15 protein-coding genes are annotated in these 24,081 nt (G+C 69.5%); 8 read left to right on the top strand and 7 right to left on the bottom strand.

Annotation, left to right across the window (positions count from 1 at the left end):
• Positions 1-23: 23 nt before the first annotated feature.
• Genes AB9O74_RS01085 through AB9O74_RS01075 form a run of 3 tightly spaced genes read left to right on the top strand, consistent with a single transcriptional unit; the run spans position 24 to position 10,558 of the window.
• On the top strand, positions 24-3,497 hold the full coding sequence (locus AB9O74_RS01085) for an ATP-binding protein (protein WP_369348118.1): 3,474 nt from the start codon (positions 24-26) through the stop codon (positions 3,495-3,497).
• Positions 3,494-6,973, top strand: coding sequence for a two-component regulator propeller domain-containing protein (locus AB9O74_RS01080; RefSeq protein ID WP_369348117.1), 3,480 nt, complete (start codon positions 3,494-3,496; stop codon positions 6,971-6,973). Before AB9O74_RS01085 ends, AB9O74_RS01080 begins: the two co-directional genes overlap by 4 nt.
• Positions 6,974-7,033: 60 nt before the next feature.
• Positions 7,034-10,558 (top strand): ATP-binding protein, encoded by a 3,525-nt coding sequence (locus AB9O74_RS01075; RefSeq protein ID WP_369348242.1) that lies wholly within the window; start codon positions 7,034-7,036, stop codon positions 10,556-10,558.
• A 44-nt stretch (positions 10,559-10,602) separates the two neighbouring features.
• Here AB9O74_RS01075 and mdtD read toward each other — a convergent pair whose 3' ends face one another.
• The 5 genes from mdtD to AB9O74_RS01050 all read right to left on the bottom strand — a co-directional run bounded on the left by mdtD (position 10,603) and on the right by AB9O74_RS01050 (position 15,644).
• Complete coding sequence (gene mdtD / locus AB9O74_RS01070) at positions 10,603-12,006, bottom strand: multidrug transporter subunit MdtD (RefSeq protein ID WP_369348116.1); 1,404 nt, start codon at positions 12,004-12,006, stop codon at positions 10,603-10,605.
• A 532-nt stretch (positions 12,007-12,538) separates the two neighbouring features.
• The gene (hemE, locus tag AB9O74_RS01065) at positions 12,539-13,612 is read right to left on the bottom strand and encodes a uroporphyrinogen decarboxylase (protein WP_369348115.1); all 1,074 of its coding nucleotides are present in this window, start codon (positions 13,610-13,612) and stop codon (positions 12,539-12,541) included.
• Positions 13,613-13,672: 60 nt separating this feature from the next.
• Entirely contained in the window at positions 13,673-13,924 is a 252-nt protein-coding gene (locus tag AB9O74_RS01060; RefSeq protein ID WP_176990583.1) for a WGR domain-containing protein, read from the bottom strand.
• A 71-nt stretch (positions 13,925-13,995) separates the two neighbouring features.
• Positions 13,996-15,105, bottom strand: a complete 1,110-nt coding sequence (gene aroB / locus AB9O74_RS01055) for a 3-dehydroquinate synthase (protein ID WP_369348114.1) — start codon at positions 15,103-15,105, stop codon at positions 13,996-13,998.
• Entirely contained in the window at positions 15,102-15,644 is a 543-nt protein-coding gene (locus tag AB9O74_RS01050; RefSeq protein ID WP_369348113.1) for a shikimate kinase, read from the bottom strand. The genes aroB and AB9O74_RS01050 overlap by 4 nt, the downstream gene beginning before the upstream one ends.
• 95 nt (positions 15,645-15,739) lie before the next feature.
• Between AB9O74_RS01050 and AB9O74_RS01045 the strand changes: the two genes are divergently transcribed.
• Positions 15,740-15,943 (top strand): dodecin family protein, encoded by a 204-nt coding sequence (locus tag AB9O74_RS01045; protein ID WP_369348112.1) that lies wholly within the window; start codon positions 15,740-15,742, stop codon positions 15,941-15,943.
• Positions 15,944-15,969: 26 nt separating this feature from the next.
• On the opposite strand, the gene AB9O74_RS01040 is transcribed toward AB9O74_RS01045, so the two are convergent.
• Positions 15,970-16,797: a kinase gene (locus AB9O74_RS01040; protein ID WP_369348111.1), complete on the bottom strand. Its 828-nt coding sequence runs from the start codon at positions 16,795-16,797 to the stop codon at positions 15,970-15,972.
• A gap of 41 nt (positions 16,798-16,838) precedes the next feature.
• Between AB9O74_RS01040 and pdxH the strand changes: the two genes are divergently transcribed.
• Positions 16,839-17,438 (top strand): pyridoxamine 5'-phosphate oxidase, encoded by a 600-nt coding sequence (pdxH, locus tag AB9O74_RS01035; RefSeq protein ID WP_369348110.1) that lies wholly within the window; start codon positions 16,839-16,841, stop codon positions 17,436-17,438.
• Here pdxH and prpR read toward each other — a convergent pair whose 3' ends face one another.
• Complete coding sequence (gene prpR / locus AB9O74_RS01030) at positions 17,439-19,061, bottom strand: propionate catabolism operon regulatory protein PrpR (protein ID WP_369348109.1); 1,623 nt, start codon at positions 19,059-19,061, stop codon at positions 17,439-17,441.
• 157 nt (positions 19,062-19,218) lie between these two features.
• Between prpR and prpB the strand changes: the two genes are divergently transcribed.
• From prpB to acnD, 3 genes are all read left to right on the top strand, one after another.
• Positions 19,219-20,109 carry a methylisocitrate lyase gene (prpB, locus tag AB9O74_RS01025; protein WP_176990577.1) on the top strand — a complete coding sequence of 297 codons (891 nt, stop codon included), beginning with the start codon at positions 19,219-19,221 and terminating at the stop codon, positions 20,107-20,109.
• 27 nt (positions 20,110-20,136) lie between these two features.
• Complete coding sequence (gene prpC / locus AB9O74_RS01020) at positions 20,137-21,294, top strand: 2-methylcitrate synthase (RefSeq protein WP_123730477.1); 1,158 nt, start codon at positions 20,137-20,139, stop codon at positions 21,292-21,294.
• A gap of 139 nt (positions 21,295-21,433) precedes the next feature.
• Complete coding sequence (gene acnD / locus AB9O74_RS01015) at positions 21,434-24,049, top strand: Fe/S-dependent 2-methylisocitrate dehydratase AcnD (protein WP_369348108.1); 2,616 nt, start codon at positions 21,434-21,436, stop codon at positions 24,047-24,049.
• Positions 24,050-24,081 lie beyond the last annotated feature (32 nt).

The raw sequence follows: 24,081 nt of genomic DNA, 5'->3' as shown, positions 1-24,081 counted from the left end.
GGGTGGGGGTGATGCTGGGGGTCATGCTCTGGCTGCCGACGCTCGCCGCCGCCAGCGCCCTGGTCACGCTGCCGTGGCCGCGGCCGATGGGCCCGGCGGATGCGCTGCCGACTTCGGCCATCCGTGCGATCGGCGAAGACCGCGTCGGCTACCTGTGGTTCGCCAGCGATGATGGCCTGCTGCGCTTCGATGGCCATCGCTTCCGCGCGTGGCGCCGTGAGCAGGGACTGCCGGACGTGGACCTGCGCGCGCTGCATGTCGATGGACAGGATCAGCTCTGGCTGGCGACGGCCTCGGAGGGGCTGGTGACGGTGTCCACCGATCGGCGCGTGATTCAGCCGGTGCCGGGCGACGGAACCGTGGTGCTGCCACGCATCGGGATCGTGCACATCACCAGCACGCCGGAGGGGATGCTCTGGGTCGGTACCAACGGAGATGGGCTGTTCGCGCGGCACGCCGATGGCCGTTGGCAGGTCGTGCCGCTGCAGCCGCATGGAGTCCCCGTGGCCCAGGTGACCGCGTTGGCCACCGATCGCGATGGCCGGCTGTGGGTCGGCACGCCGGAGGGCGCCCTGCGTCGAGAGGGCAGCCGCTTCGCCGTCCTGCCGTTGTCGCGGGGTGAGCGCGGAGACATTCAATCGCTGTGGCCCGATCCCGGCGGCGGCGTGTGGGCGAAGACGCGACGGGGCGTGCATCGCTGGACTGCCGACGGGGTACTGCTGCCCCCGCCGGCACATCCGGACATGCCGGTGCTGCGCAGCACGGAGGGAGAACTATGGACCACCGGGTCTGCGAGCCTGCTGCGTCATCCCCCTGGCCAGGCGCCGCAGCCGGTCCCGTTGCGTGGACACGATGGCGGTGCGCTCGGGGCCGCCGTGGTTGGTCAGGCGCTTGAAGACCGGGTCGGCGGCCTGTGGTGGATCGGTCGCGGCCAAGGGGTCTGGCATCTGCCCGCGCGCTGGCGTCAGTTCACACTGCTGCCGGGCGCACGCGACGGCGGACCGGGATTGGACGGCGACCATGTCCTGGCCCTGGTGCCCTCTGGCGACGCGCGGGTGTGGGTGGCCAGCGAGAGCGGCAGCGTGCAGCGTGTGGACCTTCGTACCGGGCACAGCGACCGGGGCTTCGACTACCGCCCCGTGCGTCTGCGCACGGGTGCGGTGGGCATGGCCGAAGATCGCCGCGGCCAAGTATGGGTCACCAGTGGCAACACGTTGTCCCGTTACGTGCCCGGCACCGGCCGGTTGCGGCACTGGTTGCTGGGGTGGGAGGGCGGTACGGGCGCGGTGGACCTGCAGGCCTGCGCCGACGGCTCGCTCTGGCTGGCCCGTGCCGACCGCATCCAGCGACGCGATGCCGAGGGCGCGCTGCAGATGTCCGCCGTGCCACAGACACTGGGCCTGGTGCCGCCGGTGCACGGCCCGCAACTGCTGTGTACCGACGATGGCGATCTGTGGGCGGTTGATCGCAGCGGCGTGAAGCGCTGGTTGCCCGCACAGGAACGCTTCGCCTCGGTCGAAGGCGCACCGCGCGCTGAGGTGGGCGCGATCGCACGCGGTGGGGATGGCCACTACTGGGTCAGCAGTCCGTCCGTGCTGCGCCGCTATCGGTGGGATGGGCAGCAGCTGCGCATGACGCACACGTTTGGTCCGGTGCAGGGCTACCCGCAGCTGCTCGCGCGGGCGCTGGTGGTCGACGCGCGCGGCGTTGCGTGGGTCGGCGACGCGCGTGGGCTGGTCCGCGTCGATCCGCATGGGGGCGGGGTACGCCGCTTCGGCAGCGACGATGGGCTGCCGGCGCATGACGTGTTGCCACGTCGGCTGGTGCGGACCGCTGGCGACCATGTGGTCGCGGCGGTGCACGAGGGCGGTGTTCTGCTGTTCGACCCGGTGGCCGTACTGCGCCCGGCGCGAACGCCGGGTCTGGTGATACACGCCCTTACCGCGCGTCGGGGCAACGCGCAGATCACCCTGCCGGTCGGCACCGGGCCGATACCGTTGTCGGGGGCGGACCGGCACATCCGCGTCGCCGCGCGCCTGCTCAGTGGCGGCGATCAGGCCCATGTGCGCTACCGGTTCCGGCTGCAGGGACTCGATCCGGAGTGGCAGGAAAGCGGTGCCGCCGGGCTGCGTGTGTTCGAGCGTCTCCCGCCAGGTCTGCAGACGCTGGACGTACAGGCCCGGCAGGGCGACGGGAGCTGGTCGCCGTCTCGCCGGATCACCTTGCAGGTCGCGCCGGCGTGGTGGCAGACGCCGCCGGCGCGGTGGGTCGCCGCGGCCACCGTGATCGGCGTGGCATGGCTGGGAGGATGCGCCTATCAGGCGCGTCGGCGACGGCAGCGACGCTGGCGCTGGCTGCGCGGCCGGCAACAGCGTGCCGACCGCGCGTCCGTGCAGCGCACCCGCTTCCTGGCCGCGCTGGGCGAGCGCATCCGCGTGCCGATGACCGCCGTGCTGGGCTGGAGCGAACTGCTGCTGCGTGCGCCGCTGGCTCCGGAGGAGCGCAACCGGATCAACAGCCTCCATTACGCCGGCGAACACCTGTTGCGGCTGATGGACGATGCACTGGACATGGCCAGTATCGAGTCCGGGCAGCTGCAGCTGCAGCCGGCACCGTTCGCGCTCCAGGATCTGATCGAAGAACTGCATGCGCTGTTGTTGCCGGTGGCGCAGGGCAAAGCGCTGGTGCTGGAGTGGACCAGCACGGTGCCGGCGTCGGCCTGCTTCATCGGCGATGCACGACGCCTGCGCCAGATCCTGCTCAACCTGGTGGGCAATGCGCTGAAGTTCACCACGCAGGGCGCGGTCCGGTTGGAAGCGCGGTGGCCGGACGGGCGCGATGGCGTGCTGCTGCGGGTGCTCGATACGGGACCCGGCATGACCCCCGCGCAATGCCAGCGCCTGTTCCAGCGCTTCGAACAGGCCGACGGTGCACGGACGGCCGCGGGCCATGGCGGCAGTGGCCTCGGGCTGTCCATCTCCCGCGATCTGGCGCTGGCCATGGGCGGCGACATCACGGTCAGCAGCCGTCCCGGCGAGGGAACCTGCTTCGAGGTCTGCCTGCCCCTGCCGCACGTCGATGGCGGCGCCGCAGGCACGCCGTTGTGCGCACGTGCCGAACCGACCGGTGCCGGACAGCTGCAGGTGCTGGTGGTGCATCCGTTGCCGGTGGTCGGCCAGGTGCTGCCGGCAGCGCTGGTATCGCTGGGGCATTCGGCGCGGTATGTAGCTGGGCTCGATGACGTCCCGCCGGGGGCGGGCGAGGGCATGGGCTGGGATGTGATCGTGGTCGACCCCGACCTGTGCGCTGGCGGTGAGCGGGCCGGTACACGGTTGTCGCGATGCTGGCCGGGTGTGCCCCGGGTCGCCTTGACCCCGCGCGCGGATGCGGGCGCCCAGCGCGAGGCCATGGCAGCCGGTTTCGATGTGTTCCTGCGGCTCCCGGTGAGCCGGGCAGCGCTGGCCGATGCCCTGGCGCGCTGCAGGCGCGTCGCATGAAGCGATGGGTCTGTGCGCTGCTGGTCTGGCTGTTGCAGGCGCTGCCCGCACTGGCGCTGCCGAGCCACGGCGCGCGCGTCACCACCGTGGATGGCCTGCCTTCCAATGTGGTGCACCAGATCGTGGAGGACCGGCAGGGTTACCTCTGGTTCGCGACCAGCGATGGCCTGGCCCGCTACGACGGGGGCGGCTTCCGGGTGTGGCGCATGGAGCACGGCCTGGCCGACAACGAGGTGCGCAGCATGGCGCTGGACGCCCGCGACCAGCTCTGGATCGGCACCGCCAATGGCTACCTGCAGCGCCTGTCGGCCGATCGCCAGCGGTTCGAGCGCTGGGCGGGACCGCCCGCGCCGGCGGCCGCGACCAGTCCGGTGCTGGCGATCCAGCCGATGGACGCGGGCGACGTCTGGTTTGGTACCCGCGACGCGGGGCTGTTCCGGCTGGGGCGCGACCGCCGGCTGCGTCAGTACCTGCCAGGCGCTGGCGGCGGCCTGCCATCGGCACGGGTGGAGCACCTCGCAGCCGATCCGCAGGGCGGGGTATGGATCGGTAGTGCGGCGGGACTGGCGCGGTGGCATGACGAACGGTTCCAGACGCCGGCGATGCTGGGCGCGTCCACGCTGCCGGTGACGGCACTCGGGCGGGATGCACAGGGCTGGCTGCGCTCGAGTACCGCCGACGGCACCGAGGTGCGACATCTGCCCACGTTGCAGCCCGCACCACGGCCGCGCGAACCGGCACGGTGGCTCGGCTCCAGCCGTGCCGGTGGAGACTGGTTTGCCGACGGCGGGCAGCTGTGGTGGCAGGACCGGCACGGCCGGGACCACCATGCGATCACGCTGCCCCACCTGCACGGGCGCAGCACGCCGCACATCGTGCGGGTGATCGAAGACCGGCAGGGACGCGTCTGGTTGCTGGGCAGCCATCAGGGGGTGTGGCGGCTCGGCGCGCAGTGGCGACACCTCGAGCGCTTCATCGCACCGGGCGTTCCACTGGCCGGTGCGCCGGGCGGGCTCGCCGCTGCAGCCGACGGACAGGCCTGGCGGGCGCGCGGCGGATGGCTGGGCAAGGTCTCGCCGTTACACGGATTTTCGCGGGGGCGCTGGTCCTATACGCACGATCCTTCGCGTCCCGATCGCCACGCGGTGGTCGAAGACGGACACGGCAGGGTGTGGGTGTTCGCGGCCCCGTGGTTGACCCGGATCGATCCGGTGCTGGGGCAGCGGCGGCGCTGGCGGGTGGGCGCGGACGATATCGGATCGGCGGTGTCGACGCAGGCCGCGCTGGCGGCCTGCGATGGCCGGTTATGGCTGGCCGGTAACGGGCGGCTGCAGCAGCGGGCGGACGACGGACGGGTGCTGGTCGAGCGCACGTATGACGCGGCGCGACTGCGTCCGGGCGGCACTGCCTTCGTCCTGCAATGCGACCCTGCCGGGCAGCTGTGGCTGGGCGACAGCGAGGGGCTGAAGCAGTGGCAACCGGCGCACGCTCGCTTCGATCCCGTGCCGGGCGGCCCGCGCCGCGCGGTCGGGGCGCTGCACCTGGCCGCCGATGGCCAGCTCTGGGCGGGCGACCCGGACGGCTGGACCGTCTACCGGCGCGCATCGGTTGGCCTGCAGGGGGCCATCCGGGTCGACGCCGCGCAGGGGCTGCCGGCGGCGGTGCCGCGTGGATTGGCCGATGCGGGCGACGGGGCGATGTGGGCCACCACCGCGCGTGGCGTGGTGCGGTTGGCACCCGACCGCCGCAGCGCCCGGCTGTATACGGTCGATGATGGGCTGCCGCCGATGGTGTTCGACCTCGGCATGCTCGCGGTCGGCGGCCACCTGCTGGCGATGGATCTGGCCGGCGACGTGCTGGCCCTGGATCCGGCCGGCATGATCGCGACCACGGTCGCTCCGCTGCTGGTCATCGACCGTGTGCAGGTCCGTCGCCAGCGGCGATGGATCGAGCTGCCGGCCGGCGATCCGCTGCGGCTCAACGCCGACGATCGCGACATCCAGTTGTCGGCGAGGCTGCTGTCCGGCGGCCAGCGCGGCATGACCGACTACCGGTTCCGGCTGCGCGGGCAGGATCCGGCGTGGGTCCGCGCCGGACGACGCGGGACGCGTGGCTTTCCAAGCCTGCCGGCCGGTGCACACGTGCTCGAGTTCCAGGCGCGTGGCGTGGGCGGCCAGTGGACGCCACTGCAGCAGGTGCGGCTGCAGGTGGACCACAACGGCTGGGCCCATCCTGGCGCATGGGCGCTGTTCTGGCTGGTCGCCACCGGCAGTGCCGTGTTGTTGGCAGCGGCCGTGCGGCGCCACCAGAAGCGGGCGAACGCCCGGCGCGCGGCGGCACGCCGGCAGGCGCGCGCCGAGCGGGCGGCGCAGGCCAAGCAGCAGTATCTCGCCACGCTCGGCCACGAAGTGCGGACGCCGCTGACCGGTGTGCTGGGCATGAGCGAACTGCTGCTGTCCGGTCCGCTGTCCGGGCACGCGCGGGAGCAGGTGCTGCACATCGAGCAGGGAGGGCGCGCCTTGCTGCAGGTGGTCGACGAAGCGCTGGAGACCGCCCGGCTGCAGGCCGGAAAAATATGTCTCCAGCCACGCCGTTTCGCCATCGGGCCCTGGAGAATGGACATGGAGGCCGCGCTGGCTGCCTGTCTGGAGCTGCACGGCTGCCGGCTGTCGCTGGGCCCGCCACTGCCGGCGGGTGCCTGTCGCGTCGGCGATCCGGACCGGCTGCGACAGGCCGTACACCTGCTCGCGCGCGGGCTCGCCCTGCAGGTCGGGGCGAGCCGCGTGACCCTGCGCATGGCGTGGCTGCCGGGTGGCACCGGCCTGCTGCTGGATGTCATCGCGGTGCCCGGTGCGCTTCCATCGCCTGCGCTGGCCGCAGTGCGCGAGATGCTGGCCGACGTGGACGTGCTGGCCGCTGCGATGCAGGGAGGCCTGCGCGTGCTGCAGTTGCCCGATCATCGCTGGCAGGCCGTGTTGAGCGTACCGCTGGCCGGTTGCGCAGTGCGGATGCCGGAGCCGGAGCCGGTAGTGGTTGAGCACGATGGCCTGCAGGTCCTGCTGGTGGAAGACGACCCTCTCGTGGCCGAGGTCGTCATCGGCCTGCTGCGCATGCGGGGGCACGCGGTGGTTGCCGCCGGGCACGCGCTGGCGGCGTTGACCGCGCTGGCCCGGCCCGGCACGCAGCTGATGCTGCTGGATCTGGATCTGCCCGGCATGGACGGGCTGTCGCTGCTGCGCCTGGTGCGCCAGCGCGACCACCGCCTGCGGGTCCTGGTGCTCACGGCCCGCCGGGAGCCGGATCTGGAGGCCACGGTCGCCGCTGCCGGGGCCGACGGTCTGCTGCACAAGCCGCTGCAGGGCGGTGCACTGCACGCGGCGATACAGCGGATCATGGCAAGTGACGTGGATCGTGCCGGCCCGGGGAACGGTTTACTATGCGGGGCGTTGCCCGGTGACCGGGGTGGTCGGGGGTGACAGGCCCATTCCGGGCGGCAGCAGTGAATCCACGGACAGACCCGGGAGAGCCATCAGGTGTTGCGTGTGCTGTGGCCGTTGCTGATCGGCCTGTGTGTGCTCTGGCCGGCGGTCGCGCTGGCCCAGCCGGTACCGCCGACGCCGCGGCAGCTGACCGTGTTCGATGGTCTGCCATCCAACACCGTCAACCGCATGGCCGAGGATCGCTACGGCTACCTGTGGATCGCCACCAACGATGGCCTGGCCCGTTACGACGGGCGCAACTACCGGATCTGGCGCGCCGAGGATGGCCTGCGCGACAACCATGTCTGGAGCGTGCACGTGGATGCGCGCAACCAGTTGTGGATCGGCACGGAGAATGCCGGCCTGGCGATGATGTCGGCCGATCGGCGCGAAATCCGCTTCTACGACCGCAACAGCCATCCCGAGATCGGCAGCAACACGATCTGGAGCGTGGCCTCCACGCCGGATGGCGCGATCTGGTTTGGTACCTACCAGGGCGGGCTGCATCGGCTCGAGCGCGACGGGACGCTGACCCGCTTCATGCCCGAGCCCGGCAATCCACGCAGCCTGCCGGCCGCCTCGGTCGGCTATCTGACCACCACGCTCGATGGCACGTTGTGGATCGGTTCGCAGGCGGGCCTGGCGCGCTGGACCGGGCACGATTTCGAACCGGTGCCGAGCGCGCAGTTGTCGGCGCGGGTCATCACCGGGCTCACCGCCGAGCCGGACGGCAGCCTGTGGATCAACAGCAATGCCGGGGTCACCGTGCGCCGCCCGGACGGTCGCTTCGCGCCGGCGCCGTGGACGGTTGCCGAAGGTGATCAGATCCTGGGAATGATGCTGCGCGACGAACAGGGCGGGTACTGGCTCGACACGCGCTCCGGGTTGGGTCGCGCCATGAACGGGCAGTTCCAGCAGGTGCCGCTGTACAGCGCGATCGCCCGTGGGCAGGTACGGCCGAACTGGACCGGCGCCTACGAGGATCGCGAGGGGGGCATCTGGTTGGCCAGCACCAACGGCGGCCTGTGGCACCTGCTGCCGCGCTGGTGGCAGTTCTCGGTGCTCTCGCGGCTGGAAGACGATCCAGCGTCGCTGCGCAACGCGTATGTGCTGGGCATGGGTGCGGCCGCCGACGGGGGCGTGTGGACGGTGGGCACGCATGGCGCGCTGGACAAGCTCGACCCGGTGAGCGGAAAGATCGAGCAGCACCGGACCTGGGTGGATGGCACGCAGTGGCTGCAGTCGGTACTCGAGGATCCGCGCGGGCAGGTCTGGATCGGTTCCTGGGATGCGCTGCTGCGCTACGACCCCCGCGAGAAGCGGATCCGGCGCTGGGGGCGCGATGCGGCGGTCGATGCGGCCATGGAGGGCCCGATCGAATCCTTGGTGCTGTGCGATGGCCAGCGACTGTGGACAGCGTCGGCCAACGGCCTGCAGCAACGCGATCTCGACGGGCGCGTGCTGCATCGGGTCGCGTTGGGCCATGCCGGGCTGAAGCTCGGTCAGAGCGTGCTGGACATCCAGTGTGGGCCGCAGGATCGCCTGTGGGTCGCCACCGGGCAGGGTCTGCTGGAATGGGTGGCGGCGGAATCGCGTTTCACGCCCCTGCCCGGCGGACCTTCGGCAGGCGTGTATGCCATGGCGCTGGCCGGCGATGACAGTGTGTGGCTGTCCGAAGAAGGCAAGCTGTCGCACTACGGCTGGCAGGGCGATCGGCTGACCCTGCAGGAAGTGATCGGCAGTGGTGCGGGCTATCCGGCGATCACCGCGACCGGCCTGGTGGTCGACCGGCAGGGCGTGGTGTGGGCGGCCAACGCACGTGGGTTGGTGCGGGTGGATCCGCAGGCCGCCAGCGTGCGCCAGTATGGCGTGCACGATGGCCTGCCCAGCCAGGAATTCCGTCGCCGCACACTGACCCTGACCGCGAGCGGGCGCATCGTCGGCGGCACGCCGGCCGGCGTGGTGATATTCGATCCCGCGCAGGTCAAGCCGGCCACGCGCCGTGCGCCGCTGGTGATCGAGCGGGTCGAGGTGCGCCGCGGCGAGCGCGTGCTGGACCTGACCCATGCGGTGCCGCTGGACATCGCCGATGGCGACCGCGACCTGCGGATCGTGGCGCGCCTGCTGTCGTTCGCAGACTCCACGTCCAACAACTACCGCTACCGCCTGGCCGGCTACGATCCCGATTGGGTTGAAGTGGGGCCGGGGGGCGAGCGTCTGTTCTCCCGCCTGCCGCCGGGCCGGTATCGCCTGGAGGTGCAGGCGCGCTCGGCCGACCAGATCTGGTCGCGCGTGCAGGTGCTGGAGTTCCGGGTGCTGCCGCCGTGGTGGCGCAGCCTGTCGGGGTTGTTGCTGCTGACCTCGATCGTGCTGCTGCTGCTCAGTCTGTTCGCCTGGCTGTACCGGCGCCGGCTGCAGCGCCGGCATGCCTACCAGCTGGCGCTGCAGAAGCAGGAGCTGGCAGAGCAGGCCTCGATGGCCAAGACGCGTTTCCTGGCGAACCTCGGCCACGAAGTTCGGACGCCGATGACCGGGGTGCTGGGCATGAGCGAACTGCTGCTGTCCTCGCCGTTGAACGCGCAGCAGCGCGGCTATACCGAATCGATCCGGCATGCCGGTGAACATCTGCTGCACCTGGTCAACGATGCGCTGGACCTGGCGCGGATCGAATCGGGGCGGCTGGAACTGCAGGCGCAGCCGTTCCAGCTGCAGCGGCCGATCGACGATGTCTGTGCCCTGATGGCCGCGCTGGCGGGGCAGAAGGGACTGCGGTTCGTGGTCGACAACACGGTGGCGCCCGGTACGCGCACCATCGGCGATGAACTGCGCGTGCGGCAGATCCTGCTCAATCTGCTCGGCAATGCCGTCAAGTTCACCAGCCACGGCGAAGTGCGTCTGACGCTGCGCGCGATCACGCCCGGCCGCGGGCTGCATATCGAAGTGTCCGACACCGGGCCGGGCATCAGTGCCGATCAGCAGGAGCGGCTGTTCCGTCGCTTCGAGCAGGCCGATGGCGCGCGCACCGCGGCGCAGTACGGCGGCAGTGGGCTGGGACTGGCGATCTGTCGCGAACTGGCGCTGGCGATGCAGGGACAGATCGGCGTGCAGAGCCAGCTCGGCGTGGGGACCCGCTTCACAGTGACGCTGCCGTTGCCGCTGGAGCCGGGCACGACTGGCGCGCCCGGCGCCGCCGAGGGCGCGCAATGGGTGTTGCCGCCGCTGCGGATCCTGCTGGTGGAGGACGATCTGACGGTGGCGGAAGTGGTCAGCGGATTGTTGTCCGCGCGCGGGCATGAGGTGGTGCATGCCGAGCACGCATTGTCGGCGTTGCGCGAGGTCAGCGAGGCGCCGTTCGATGTGGCGCTGATGGACCTGGACCTGCCGGGCCTCGGCGGCATCGCGTTGGCCGGGCATCTGCGCAGCCAGGGCTTCGAGATGCCTCTGATCGCGGTGACCGCGCGGACGGATCCGTCGATAGAGCAGCAGGCCCGCGATGCCGGCTTTGATGCGTTCCTGCGCAAGCCGGTGACCGGCGACCTGCTGGTGGAGGCGATCGCGCGGGTCCTGCACGCCCCCCGGTAACAGCGGACCGCTGGTCCGCTGAGGGTGACCCCATCTCCCCGCGGTTACTCGGCGACTTCTTCGACGTCGCGCGGCGAGGGCCGCGTATCCGGCAGCTGCCAGAAGATCAGCGTGGAGGTCAGGGTGATGGCGCCGACACAGACAAAGGTCGCGTGCAGCGCGGCGGTGGCGCCGTGCGAGGCATCAAGGTGATTGAAGGCGGCCAGCAGGCTGCCGGCGGCGGCCGCACCGAACCCGGTGGCGAGCATCATCACCATCGAGAGCAGGCTGTTGCCGGCGCTGGCGAAATCCCGGTCGAGATCGCGCAGGGTGACGGTATTCATGACGGTGAACTGCAAGGAGTTGACGGCCCCGAACAGCGCCAGCTGGACGATGCGGATCCACAGGGGCTGGCCCGGTGTCATGAAGATGAAGCTCGCCATCGCCAGGCCGACCAGCACGGTATTGACCATCAACACGCGCCGATAGCCGAAGCGTTCGACGAGTTTGACCGCATAGCGCTTGGAAATCATGCCGGCGGCTGCCACGGGGATCATCAACAGCCCGGCGTTCATCGGGCTCATGCCCATGCCGACCTGCAGCAGCAGCGGGATGAGCAGGGGCATGGCGCTGCTGCCGATGCGCGAGAACAGGTTGCCGAGAATGCCGATGCGGTAGCTGGGGACGTGGAAGAGGGCGAGCGAGAACAGCGGCGCCGTCGAGTTGGCGGCGTGCAGCCAATAGCCGACCAGGGCGGCGAGGCCGGCGACGGTCATCAGCATGACCAGGGCATGGGGGGTGGCCATGCCGGAGATGCCGTCCAGCGCGAGCGAGAGCACGACCATGCCGAAGGCGAGCATCAGATAACCCGCGATGTCGAAGCGGGTGCGGTGTTCGGCGTAGTGGTCGGGCATGATCTTCATGGCCGCGACGTAGCCGATGATGCCGATCGGAAGGTTGATCAGGAACACCCAGTGCCAGGAGGCGACTTCCACGAGCCAGCCGCCGAGCGTGGGCCCGATGAGCGGGCCGATCAGGGCGGGGATGGCGATGAAGCTCATGGCGCGGAGGAATTCTTCGCGGGAGACAGAGCGCATGACGGCGAGGCGGCCGACCGGCAGCAGCATGGCGCCGCCGATGCCCTGCAGGACGCGGGCGCCGACGAGCTGGTGCAGGGTCTGGGCGAGGGCGCAGGCGAGCGAGCCGAGGGTGAACAGGATGATGGCGACGAGGAAGGTGCGTCGTGTGCCGAAGCGGTCGGCGATCCAGCCGGAGGCAGGGATGAAGGTGGCGACGGCAAGGGCGTAGCTGAAGACGACGGACTGCATCTGCAGGGGGCTTTCGCCGAGGCTGCGGGCCATGGCCGGGAGGGCGGTGTTGACGATGGTGGAGTCCAGCATCTGCATGAAGATGGCCAGCGATACGAGCCACAACAGGGGCCGGATCGAGGCGTAGCTGCTGGTCGTCATGGTGCGGGCCTTCGTCAACGAGGGCGATATGATCGCCGATGTGGGATCAGGGTGTGGTCAAGAGCCGGAGCCGGAGCCGGAGCCGGAGCCGAAGCCGAAGCCGAAGCCGAAGCCGAAGCATTGGGTCGGTCGGTGTCGCGGAGAGGGTGCGCCACGGGTGGGTTGGCGGGACACGCCGTGAATCCGTCCCTGGAGGCTCATGTCGCGCCATCCATGGCGCTCATGGTCCCGCCAACCCACCCGTGCCACACCCATGACAGTGGGCTGGCTGCCAGGGAAAGTGCGGTAGAGGCAGAAAATCAGACGCTCGTCTTGATGCCGGGATGAACGTGATGCCGGGAATGCCATGGGTAGATCCACGCCATGCGTGGATGGCCGCGCGCAGCGCGGCAATGATGGGGGCCGATCAGCTGCTGACGGCATCCGTCCGTCTCGAGGGTGCACACGAGCGCAGGCGTTTCTGGATGCAGAACGCCTGCGTCGGTCATGCCCGGGTAGTGCCGGCCGCTGGCCGGCTACCTGCCGATGGCGATCAGCGTCGGCTCAAGCGATGCACTGCTTCCACCAGGACCTGCACGTGCTCGGGATTCATGTCCGGGGACATGCCGTGGCCGAGGTTGAAGACGTGGCCTTCGCGGGAGCCGCCGTTGCCTTGGGCGTAGCTGTCGAGCACCTGCCCGGCGGCGCGTTCGATGGCGGCGGGGTTGCCGTAGAGGGTGGTGGGGTCGAGGTTGCCCTGCAGGGCGACGCGGCCGCCGGTGCGTGTGACGGCGTCGGCGAGGTCGAGGGTCCAGTCGACGCCGAGCGCGTCGGCGCCCGTGTCCGCCAGGGCGCCGAGGTGCAGGCCGGTGCCTTTGCCGAACAGGATCAGCGGGGTGCGCTCGGCACCTTCGCCGCGCTCGAGTTCCTGCGCGATGCGGGTCAGGTAGCGCAGGGAGAATTCGCGGTACATGGTGGGGCTGAGTACGCCACCCCAGGTGTCGAAGACCTGCAGGACCTGGGCGCCGGCCGCGCGTTGGGCGGCGAGGTAGGCGATCACGGCGTCGGTGACGACCGAGAGCAGCTGGTGCAGGGCGGCCGGTTCGTTCAGGGCCATGGCCTTGATGCGGGCGAAGTCCTTGCTGCCGCCGCCTTCAACCATGTAGCAGGCCAGCGTCCACGGGCTGCCGGAGAAGCCGATCAGGGGCACGCTGCCGTCGAGTTCGCGGCGGATCACGCGGACGGCGTCCATCACGTAGCGCAGCTCGGTTTCCATGTCCGGCACGGCCAGTCTGGCGATGGCGGCGGCGTCGCGGACCGGATGGCGGAACTTCGGGCCTTCGCCTTCGACGAAGTACAGCTCCAGGCCCATCGCGTCGGGGATGGTGAGGATGTCCGAGAACAGGATCGCGGCATCGAGGTCGAAGCGGCGCAGCGGCTGCAGGGTGACTTCGCAGGCGATGTCCGGGTTCTTGGCCATGGCCAGGAAGCTGCCGGCCTTGGCGCGGGTGGCGCGGTATTCGGGCAGGTAACGACCGGCCTGGCGCATCAGCCAGACGGGGGTGCAGTCCACCGGTTCGCGGCGCAGGGCGCGCAGCAGGCGATCATGGCGGGAGGGGCTGGTCACGGAACGCTTCCTTGGGATCTGGTGGCGCAGGGCCGGAGGGGGTGTGGCGGAGGTGGCCGCTCAGGGCGGCGCAGCGCCGCTGGTGTAGGTCACGTCGTAGCCGCGATGCAGGTGTGCGTCGCGCGCTTTCTCGAACGCAGCCAGCGCCAGGTCTTCCTGCAGGTACAGCTCGCGGCGCAGTTGCCCGCGCCCGCCGATCGGGCCGGACTCGTGCAGCAGCTCCCAGCCACCGAACAGGTCCGGTTGCAGGGTGAGCTGGAGATAACGGGCCGGATCGGCACCGCGGGCGTGTTGGTGCAGGAAGACGCGCATGCCCCGATTGTAGCCGTGAACGCCGGACGCGGCCGTCAGCGACGGCGCGGGTGCGGCGTAACGTCGCAGGCTCAGCCGGCGGCGAGCACGCGCAGGACGTCGGCCTCGTCGACGTCGGCGACGACCTCCGCGCGGCCGATGCCACGCCACAGCACCAGACGGAGCCGGCCGGCGACGTTCTTCTTGTCCAGCCGCATCCGGGCCAGCAGCGCTTCGGGCTGCAGGCCGGTGGGAATGGCGACCGGCAGTTCGTAGCGCAGCAGCAGTTCGCGCAGCTGCCCGGTGTCGGCGTCCCCGCTCATGCCCAGCTGCGCGGACAGCCGTGCGGCCAGGACCATGCCGACGGCGACGGCTTCACCGTGGTTGAGGTTGTCGTTGCCCGGTGCGCCGTAGCCCTGTTCGGTCTCGATGGCGTGGCCGAAGGTGTGGCCAAGGTTGAGCAGGGCGCGCTCGCCTTTTTCCAGCGGATCGCGCGCGACGATCTCGGCCTTGTGCTCGCAGCTGCGCGCGATCGCCTGGGCCAGCGCGGTGTCGTCGCCCGCCAGCAGCGCGGTGTGTTCGGCCTGCAGCCACCGGAAGAACAACGGGTCGCGGATCGCGCCGTACTTGATCACCTCGGCCAGGCCGGCACGCAGCTCGCGCGGCGGCAGGGTGCGCAGCGCGGCGGTATCGGCGATCACGGCACGCGGCGGGTGGAACGCACCGACCAGGTTCTTGCCTTCGGGAATGTCCACTGCGGTCTTGCCGCCGACTGAAGAGTCGACCATCGCCAGCAGCGAGGTCGGCAGCTGCACGCAGTCCACGCCGCGCATCCAGCAGGCGGCTGCGAAGCCGGCCAGGTCGCCGGCAACACCGCCACCGAGCGCCATCACGCAGGCATCGCGGGTGGCGCCGAGGGTGGCCAGTGCGGTGATCGCATCGCCGAAGTGGGCCAGCGTCTTGGACGCTTCACCGGCGGGCAGCACCAGCTCACCGATCAGCAGATCCGGGCGGACGGCCAGCAGCGCCGACTTCACTCCGGCCAGATACAGTGGCGCAACCGATGAATCGCTGAGCAGCAGCACATGGCGGCCGCGCACGTGGCGGGTCAGCAGCTCGCCCTGGCCGAGCAGGCCCGGGCCGATGTGGATGGTGTAGGGGGTGTCGCCGCTGACGGCAACGGTACGCGGGGAGGCGGTCATTCGGGTGTTTCCTGTCGCTGCCACTGCGCGGCCAGGCGCAGCACCAGCTGCGCGGTGGCCTCGGCGGGCGTGTAGAGATCGGTATCCAGGGTGAGATCGGCCAGGCCCTGGTAGAGCGGGTCGCGGGCAGCGGCCATCTCGTGCAGGACCTGCTCGCGGTCCGGGCGCTGCAGCAGCGGGCGGCCGCGGTCGCGGGCCAGCCGCTCCAACTGGGCCGGCACGCTGACCCGCAGGTAGACCACGAAACCGCGCCGGGCGATCGCCGCGCGGTTGTCCGGGTCCAGCACGGCGCCACCGCCGGTGGAGACCAGTTGGCCGTGCCCGTCCAGCAGCGCGTGCAGGACCTCGCGCTCGTGCTGGCGGAAGCCGGCTTCCCCGGAGTGCTCGAAGATCGCCGGGATGCTGGCGCCGGTGCTCTCCACGATGGCCTGGTCGGCATCCACGAAGTCCAGCGTGAAGCGCTCGGCCAGCCGGCGCCCGATGCAGGTTTTGCCGGCGCCCATCGGGCCAATCAGGATGAGGTTCGGAGCGGGATTCATTACCCTCGATCCTAACATCTCCGTGCCATCGCCTTTACGCGGCGGCCCCCATGGTGGGGCAGCGCGGAGTGTCCCGCGCGCCACTGGAGCGACCCATGTCCTTAGCCAAAATCATCGAGATCAACGCCTCCTCCAAGACCAGCGTCGAGGACGCGGTGCGCAGCGGCCTGAAGAAGGTGTCCGAGACGGTCAAGGGCATCCAGGGCGCCTGGATCAATGAAACCAAGGTCGTCACCGATGGCGACGGCAACATCACCGAGTGGCGGGTGAACCTGCGGGTGACTTTCCTGGTCGGCTGAGTGCTGCGTTTCCGTCGATGCCGCGGTCAGCGCGGCGCGACGATCCGGCGCTGTTCGTCCAGGGCGATCACGGTATCGGCCAGCGCCGGCAACGTACGCAGCGCCTGCCGGCTGACCCGTTCGTAGTACTGCACGAAGCGCTCCAGCTGGGCGCGGCTCATGCTGCTGCGGTCGGGTTGGGCGGCCTGCAGGTTCTGCTCCTGCTGCCAGCGCCAGCGCGGGATCACCGAGAAGTCCGGCGGCTGCAGGAACCACAGGCGGTCGCACCGCTGCCACAGCGCGGGGTAGTCCTGCGCGAGCGCGTGATTGCACCAGCGACGCCAGCGGCCGTCGGCATCGGCGTCGCGCTCGAGTGCGTTGAGGGGAGGATCCAGGTCGGCCTCGTCCTGTGCCGGCGTGCCGAGGAACCAGCCTTCGAACACCAGCAGGTCGAGCGGGCGGTCGATGCGCGGCCAGTCCTTTTCGGGCTGGCGCTCGTCGGCCAGTTTGTCGAAACGGGGCAGGGCGACCGGGCTGCCGGCCGCGACCGCGTCCAGGGTGGCGTGGGCCAAGGCCAGATCGTGGGTGCCCGGCGGGCCGCGGGTCAGCAGCAGCGGGTGCACCTGTCGCGCCAAGCGCTGGCGCTGGGCGCGGGTCAGGTAGACATCGTCGATGGAAAGCATCGCCGCGTGCAGGCCGCGCGATTCGGCCAGTGCCACCACCTGGGCGGCCAGCGTCGATTTGCCGCTCCCCTGCAGGCCGCTGATCGCCAATACTGGGATGGCCGCGCCGCAGCTCAGTGCGTCGTCCAGCGCCTGTGCGACCAGTGCATCCGGAAAACCTTTCGTCGGGGGCATGTACGCAGGTGCAGGCATGCAGCGACAATAAACCCAAACCGCGTGACAAGAAAACCGCCATGACCGATCTGTATGCCGAAGCGTTGTCCACCTTTGCCGGGCTGTTCGAAGAAGCCAAGGCAAGCCGCGAAGTCGAACCGAATGCGATGACGGTGGCCTCGGCCGACCCGAACGGCCAGCCGTCCGCGAGGACCGTGTTGCTGAAGGCCTTCGACGAACGCGGGTTCGTCTTCTACACCCACCTGGACAGCCACAAAGGGCGTGAACTGCAGGCCAATCCACGGGCCGCGCTGCTGTTCCTGTGGCGCAGCCTGCGCGAAGCCGGCATCCAGGTGCGGATCGAAGGCGGGGTGGAGAAGGTCAGCGACGCCGAGGCCGATGCGTACTTCGCCTCGCGCCCGCGCATGAGCCAGATCGGCGCCTGGGCGTCACTGCAATCGAAGACGTTGGCCTCGCGCGAAGAATTCGACGCGCGCGTGGCGGTCACCGAGGCCAGTTTCGAGGGCCGCGACGTACCGCGTCCGGAAGGCTGGAGCGGCCTGCGCGTGGTGCCGCAGCGGATCGAGTTCTGGTACGGCGCGCAGTTCCGCCTGCACGAGCGCTGCTGCTACGAGACCGGTGTTGACGGGCAGTGGAGCAAGCGGATGTTGTTCCCGTAATCAGGCCGGCGGAAGCTCGCGCAACCACCGCCACAGCGTCGTCCGCGATACGCCCAGCCGCGCGCACGCCTGCTCGCGGTTGCCGCCGCAGTCGGCCAGCAGTCGCCGCAGCGCGGCCGCATCGGGTCGCGCCGCCGAGGCAGCGGTGAGGGCTGCCGGGGCGCCGGCGCCTGGAACCGCCAGTGGCTGCTGCGCCGCGTGCAGCTCCGGCAACCACTGCAGCATCTGCGGCAACGTCAGCTCGCGCGGCTGTTGCTGCCAGTGGATGCGCAGGCGATCGACCATGTTGCGCAGCTCACGCACGTTGCCCGGCCAGGCGTAGTCGCGCAGTCGCGCCATCGCCTCGGCGGACAACGGTGCGTCCGTACCGGCGAGCTGCCGGAAGAAGTGCCTCACCAGCAAGGGGACATCCTCGCGCCGTTCGTGCAGCGTCGGCAGCGCGATGCGCAGCGCGGCCAGGCGGTAATACAGATCGCGGCGGAAACGTTGTGTGTCCACCAGCGATTCCAGCGTCTGCAGCGTGGCCGCGACCACGCGTACGTCCACCGGCGTCGGCTCGGTGGCGCCGACGCGCAGCACTTCGCGCTCTTCCAGTACCCGCAGCAGCCGGGTCTGCAACGGCAGCGGCAGTTCGCCGATTTCATCGAGGAAGAGGGTGCCGCCCTCGGCGGCTTCGACCAGACCGACACGCCCGCCGCGCCGCGCGCCGGTGAACGCGCCTTCGTTGTAGCCGAACAGCTCGGCCTCCAGCAGCGACTCGCTGATCGCCCCGCAGTTCAGCGCGACGAAGCGGCCGCGTCGACCGCTGGCGGCGTGCAGTTGCCGCGCCACCAGTTCCTTGCCGGTACCGGTGGCGCCGGTCACCAGCACCGTGCTGTCGTAAGGCGCATACAGCGCGATGTGCCCGCGCACCTGCTGCATCGGCGCGCTGTCCCCGAGCAGGGCGTGATCGGCGTCGCGTGGCCTGGCCGGTGTGCGCCGCCGCGGTGACGGCGCACCGGAGCGCGCGAGGGTCTGGGTCAGCTCCAGTGCGTGTTCGAACGCCTGTCGCACCGAATCGGCCGAGTACAGCAGTACGCCGGGCAGCCCGACCTGTTCGGCATGGTCGATCGCCATGCCGGTGCCGACGATCACCTCGATGCCGTTGGCGCGCAGGTCGGCGATGCAGTCGCGCGCATCTTCGCGGGTGACGAAGCGGCGGTGCTCGATATCCAGCCCGAAGCTGTGCTGGAAGCTGCCGAACGTCGGCACGTCGGTGGCGTGGGTGACCAGACCGATCCGCGGGGCGATCCGGCGCGCGCGCGCCAGCGCTTCCATCAGGTCGAACCCATTGGCCTGGATCGGGACCAGCGGCACCTCCAGCCGACTGCGCAGGTAGGCCGCGTTCGAGCCACCGGCGATCACCACATCGCAGTGTTCGCGGCGCAGGCGCTGGCCGATGACATCCACTGCCTCCTCGAAACCGAGGTTGATCGGCACGATGCGGGCGCGGCGGTCGAACTCGGGGATCACATCCCCCAGCAGGCCGGTCAGGCGCGACACGCTGACGGTCCAGATCACCGGCAGTTGGCCGGCATCGGGATCGGACAGGCGGGCGCGGTGGCGGGGCAGGCTGATCGACATGAGGCTGTTTCAATGTTTCAGTTGCAGCCATGTTACAGATGTTTCAATGTTTCAAGGTGAAACGTCGCAGTCACCTCGCTGCCTCAATGAAATCAGACACTTGCCACCTGGCACGGCCCTTGCGCTTATCAACCGGTCAATCACGATGGAATGCCGCATGAGCACCCCCGTTTCTTCCGCTGGCGCCCGTTTCCGCGCCGCACTGGCCGCCGAATCGCCGTTGCAGGTGATCGGCGCGATCAACGCCAACCACGCGCTGCTGGCCAAGCGCGCCGGCTACCGGGCGATCTACCTCTCCGGTGGCGGCGTCGCGGCCGGCTCGCTGGGCCTGCCGGACCTGGGCATCAACACCCTGGAAGACGTGCTGATCGACGTGCGCCGCATCACCGATGTGTGCGACCTGCCGCTGATGGTGGATATCGACACCGGTTTCGGCCCGAGCGCGTTCAACATCGCGCGTACGGTCAAGTCGCTGATCAAGGCCGGCGCGGCCGCCTGCCATATCGAAGACCAGGTCGGCGCCAAGCGCTGCGGTCACCGCCCGGGCAAGGAGATCGTGTCGCAGGGCGAGATGGTGGACCGGGTCAAGGCCGCCGCCGATGCCAAGACCGATCCGGACTTCTTCCTGATCGCGCGCACCGATGCCATCCAGGTCGATGGCGTGGAGGCCGCGATCGAACGCGCCATCGCCTGCGTCGAGGCCGGTGCCGATGGCATCTTCGCCGAGGCGGCCTACGATCTGGAGACCTACCGCCGCTTCGTCGATGCGGTGAAGGTGCCGGTGCTGGCCAACATCACCGAGTTCGGCGCCACGCCGCTGTTCAGCCGCGACGAGCTGGCCTCGGCCGGCGTCGCCATCCAGCTGTTCCCGCTGTCCGCGTTCCGCGCTGCCAACAAGGCGGCAGAGAACGTGTATGAGACCATCCGCCGCGAGGGCCACCAGCGTAATGTGGTGGAGGCGATGCAGACCCGCGAGGAACTCTACGACCGTATCGGTTACCACGCCTTCGAGCAGCAGCTCGATGCGTTGTTCGCCGCCAAGAAGTAACACCGCACACTGTTTTCTGGAGGGATCATGAGCGACACCACTACCGCCCCCGGCTTCAAGCCGAAGAAATCCGTCGCCCTGTCTGGCACCGCCGCCGGCAACACCGCGCTGTGCACCGTCGGCCGCAGCGGCAACGACCTGCATTACCGCGGGTATGACATCGCCGATCTGGCCAACACCAGCGAGTTCGAGGAAATCGCGCATCTGCTGGTCCACGGCAAGCTGCCGACCCGCGCCGAGCTGGTCGCCTACAAGACCAAGCTGAAGTCGCTGCGTGGCATCCCGGCCGCGGTCAAGGCCGCGCTGGAAGAACTGCCGCCGTCCGCGCACCCGATGGACGTGATGCGCACCGGCGTGTCCGTGCTCGGCTGCGTGTCGCCGGAGAAGGACGACCACAACCATCCGGGCGCGCGCGACATCGCCGACAAGCTGATGGCCTGCCTGGGTTCGATGCTGCTGTACTGGTACCACTGGAGCCACAACGGTCGTGCGATCGACGTGGAAACCGACGACGACTCCATCGGTGGACACTTCCTGCACCTGCTGCACGGCGAGAAGCCGCAGGATTCGTGGGTCAAGGCGATGCACACCTCGCTGATCCTGTACGCCGAGCACGAGTTCAACGCCTCGACCTTCGCCTGCCGCGTCATCGCCGGCACCGGCAGTGACATGTACAGCGCGATCACCGGTGGCATCGGTGCGCTGCGCGGTCCCAAGCACGGCGGCGCCAATGAAGTGGCCTTCGAAGTGCAGAAGCGCTACGACAGCCCTGACGATGCCGAGGCTGACATCAAGGCCCGCGTCGAGCGCAAGGAGGTCGTGATCGGTTTCGGCCACCCGGTCTACACCGTCAGCGATCCGCGCAACAACATCATCAAGGAGGTGGCGCGCGACCTGTCCGCCGAGCAGCAGAACGTCAAGATGTACGACATCGCCGAGCGCCTGGAATCGGTGATGTGGGACATCAAGAAGATGTTCCCGAACCTGGACTGGTTCAGCGCGGTCAGCTACCACATGATGGGCGTGCCGACGGCGATGTTCACCCCGTTGTTCGTGATTGCCCGCACCTCCGGTTGGAGCGCGCACATCATCGAGCAGCGCATCGACGGCAAGATCATCCGGCCGAGCGCGAACTACACCGGCCCGGAAGACCAGGCCTTCGTGCCGATCGACCAGCGCAAGTAAGACAGACGTACCGCACCCGTTCGCGGGTGCTTTGCGGAACAGGCCGGCGCGATGCCGGTCTGCTCCGTTGCGGCGTCGCTACTCCTTCTTCGCCGGTGTCACGACGCCCCGGCCCGCCAACAAGCAGCTATCGCCAGCCATGAATACTCAGTACCGCAAGAACCTCCCCGGCACCGCGCTGGACTATTTCGATACCCGTGCCGCCGTCGACGCGTTGCAGCCCGGTGCCTATGCCACGCTGCCGTATACCTCGCGCGTGCTGGCCGAAAACCTGGTGCGCCGCTGCGACCCGGCCACGCTGGAGCCCTCGCTGCGCCAGCTGATCGAACGCCGCCAGGACCTGGATTTCCCGTGGTTCCCGGCCCGCGTGGTCTGCCATGACATTCTCGGCCAGACCGCCCTGGTCGATCTGGCCGGCCTGCGCGATGCCATCGCCGATGCCGGCGGTGATCCGGCGCAGATCAATCCGGTGGTCCCGACCCAGCTGATCGTCGATCACTCGCTGGCGGTGGAATTCCCGGGCTTCGACAAGGCTGCGTTCGAGAAGAACCGCGCCGTCGAAGACCGCCGCAATGAAGACCGGTTCCACTTCATCAACTGGACCAAGAAGGCGTTCAAGAACGTCGACGTGATTCCGCCGGGCAACGGGATCATGCACCAGATCAATCTGGAGAAGATGTCGCCGGTCGTGCAGGTGCGCGATGGCGTGGCCTTCCCGGATACCTGCGTGGGCACCGACAGCCACACCCCGCACGTGGACGCGCTGGGCGTGATCGCGATCGGCGTCGGCGGGTTGGAGGCGGAGAGCGTGATGCTCGGCCGTGCTTCCTGGATGCGCCTGCCCGACATCATCGGCGTGGAGCTGACCGGCCGCCCGCAGCCCGGCATCACCTGCACCGACGTGGTGCTGGCGCTGACCGAATTCCTGCGCAAGGAGCGCGTGGTCGGTGCGTGGATCGAGTTCTACGGGGAGGGCGCCAACGCGCTGACCATCGGTGACCGTGCCACGATCTCCAACATGACGCCGGAGTTCGGAGCCACCGCGGCGATGTTCTACATCGACCAGCAGACCCTGGACTACCTGCGCCTGACCGGCCGCGAAGATGCCCAGGTCGCGCTGGTGGAAACCTACGCCAAGGCCACCGGCCTGTGGGCCGACGATCTGGTCACCGCGCAGTACGAGCGCGTGCTGCAGTTCGACCTGTCCAGCGTGGTGCGCAACATGGCCGGCCCGTCCAACCCGCACAAGCGCGTGGCGACCACCGACCTGGCCGCCCGCGGCATCGCTGATGAAGGCAAGCTGGCCTCGGGCAAGCTGGAACAGGCCGAGGGCCTGATGCCCGATGGCGCGGTGATCATTGCCGCGATCACCAGCTGCACCAACACCAGCAACCCGCGCAACGTGATCTCCGCGGCGTTGCTGGCGCGCAACGCCAACCGTGCCGGCCTGACCCGCAAGCCGTGGGTGAAGAGCTCGCTGGCGCCGGGGTCCAAGGCCGTGCAGCTGTATCTGGAAGAGGCCTGCCTGCTGACCGAGCTGGAACAGATGGGCTTTGGCATCGTCGCCTTCGCGTGCACCACCTGCAACGGCATGAGTGGCGCGCTGGACCCGAAGATCCAGCAGGAAGTGATCGACCGCGACCTGTATGCCACCGCCGTGCTCTCGGGCAACCGCAACTTCGATGGCCGCATCCACCCGTACGCGAAGCAGGCCTTCCTGGCCTCGCCGCCGCTGGTGGTGGCGTATGCGATCGCCGGTACGGTGCGCTTCGATATCGAGAAGGACGCGCTCGGCCATGACGCCGACGGTAACCCGATCACGCTGAAGGACCTGTGGCCCAGCGATGCCGAGATCGATGCGGTGGTCAAGGCCAGCGTCAAGCCGGAGCAGTTCCGCAAGGTCTACGACCCGATGTTCACCTTCAAGGTGGAACACGGCGCCCCGATCAGCCCGCTGTACGACTGGCGCCCCCAGAGCACCTACATCCGCCGCCCGCCGTACTGGGAAGGCGCGTTGGCCGGTGCGCGCAGCCTGACCGGCATGCGACCGCTGGCGGTACTCGGCGACAACATCACCACCGACCATCTGTCGCCGTCCAACGCGATCATGGCCAGCAGCGCGGCCGGTGAGTACCTGGCGAAGATGGGCCTGCCCGAGGAAGACTTCAATTCCTACGCGACCCACCGCGGCGATCACCTCACCGCGCAGCGTGCCACCTTCGCCAACCCGAAGCTGATCAATGAAATGGCCGTGATCGACGGCCAGGTCACGCAGGGCTCGCTGGCGCGCGTGGAGCCGGAAGGCCAGGTCACCCGCATGTGGGAAGCCATCGAAACCTACATGTCGCGCAAGCAGCCGCTGATCATCATCGCCGGCGCCGACTACGGCCAGGGCAGCTCGCGTGACTGGGCCGCCAAGGGCGTGCGCCTGGCCGGCGTGGAAGCGATCGCCGCCGAAGGGTTCGAGCGCATCCACCGTACCAACCTGATCGGCATGGGCGTGCTGCCGCTGGAGTTCAAGGAAGGCGTCAACCGCAGGACCCTGGGCATCGATGGCACTGAAACCTTCGACGTGCTCGGGGATCGCGTGCCGCGTGCCGAACTGACCCTGGTCGTCCACCGCCGCAACGGTGAACAGCTGCGGGTGCCGGTCACCTGCCGCCTGGATACCGCCGAAGAGGTCTCGATCTACGAGGCCGGTGGCGTGCTGCAGCGGTTCGCCCAGGACTTCCTGGAATCGGCGCAGGTCGCCTGATCCCACCCGCATCACGACGGCCCGGCAACGGC

Origin of the sequence: Stenotrophomonas sp. JAG2 (genome assembly GCF_041080745.1) — a bacterium.
Taxonomy (GTDB): domain Bacteria; phylum Pseudomonadota; class Gammaproteobacteria; order Xanthomonadales; family Xanthomonadaceae; genus Stenotrophomonas; species Stenotrophomonas maltophilia_AA.
This window is presented reverse-complemented; position numbering and strand designations above follow the sequence as displayed.

Bases quoted from the DNA above. Each gene is read 5' to 3' on its own strand.
- AB9O74_RS01085 (WP_369348118.1), top strand. From the start codon at position 24: ATGCTCTGGCTGCCGACGCTCGCCGCCGCCAGCGCCCTGGTCACGCTG.
- AB9O74_RS01080 (WP_369348117.1), top strand. From the start codon at position 3,494: ATGAAGCGATGGGTCTGTGCGCTGCTGGTCTGGCTGTTGCAGGCGCTG.
- mdtD (WP_369348116.1), bottom strand. From the start codon at position 12,006: ATGACGACCAGCAGCTACGCCTCGATCCGGCCCCTGTTGTGGCTCGTA.
- AB9O74_RS01060 (WP_176990583.1), bottom strand. From the start codon at position 13,924: ATGCGCGTCTTCCTGCACCAACACGCCCGCGGTGCCGATCCGGCCCGT.
- aroB (WP_369348114.1), bottom strand. From the start codon at position 15,105: ATGACCGCCTCCCCGCGTACCGTTGCCGTCAGCGGCGACACCCCCTAC.
- AB9O74_RS01050 (WP_369348113.1), bottom strand. From the start codon at position 15,644: ATGAATCCCGCTCCGAACCTCATCCTGATTGGCCCGATGGGCGCCGGC.
- AB9O74_RS01045 (WP_369348112.1), top strand. From the start codon at position 15,740: ATGTCCTTAGCCAAAATCATCGAGATCAACGCCTCCTCCAAGACCAGC.
- AB9O74_RS01040 (WP_369348111.1), bottom strand. From the start codon at position 16,797: ATGCCTGCACCTGCGTACATGCCCCCGACGAAAGGTTTTCCGGATGCA.
- pdxH (WP_369348110.1), top strand. From the start codon at position 16,839: ATGACCGATCTGTATGCCGAAGCGTTGTCCACCTTTGCCGGGCTGTTC.
- prpR (WP_369348109.1), bottom strand. From the start codon at position 19,061: ATGTCGATCAGCCTGCCCCGCCACCGCGCCCGCCTGTCCGATCCCGAT.
- prpB (WP_176990577.1), top strand. From the start codon at position 19,219: ATGAGCACCCCCGTTTCTTCCGCTGGCGCCCGTTTCCGCGCCGCACTG.
- prpC (WP_123730477.1), top strand. From the start codon at position 20,137: ATGAGCGACACCACTACCGCCCCCGGCTTCAAGCCGAAGAAATCCGTC.
- acnD (WP_369348108.1), top strand. From the start codon at position 21,434: ATGAATACTCAGTACCGCAAGAACCTCCCCGGCACCGCGCTGGACTAT.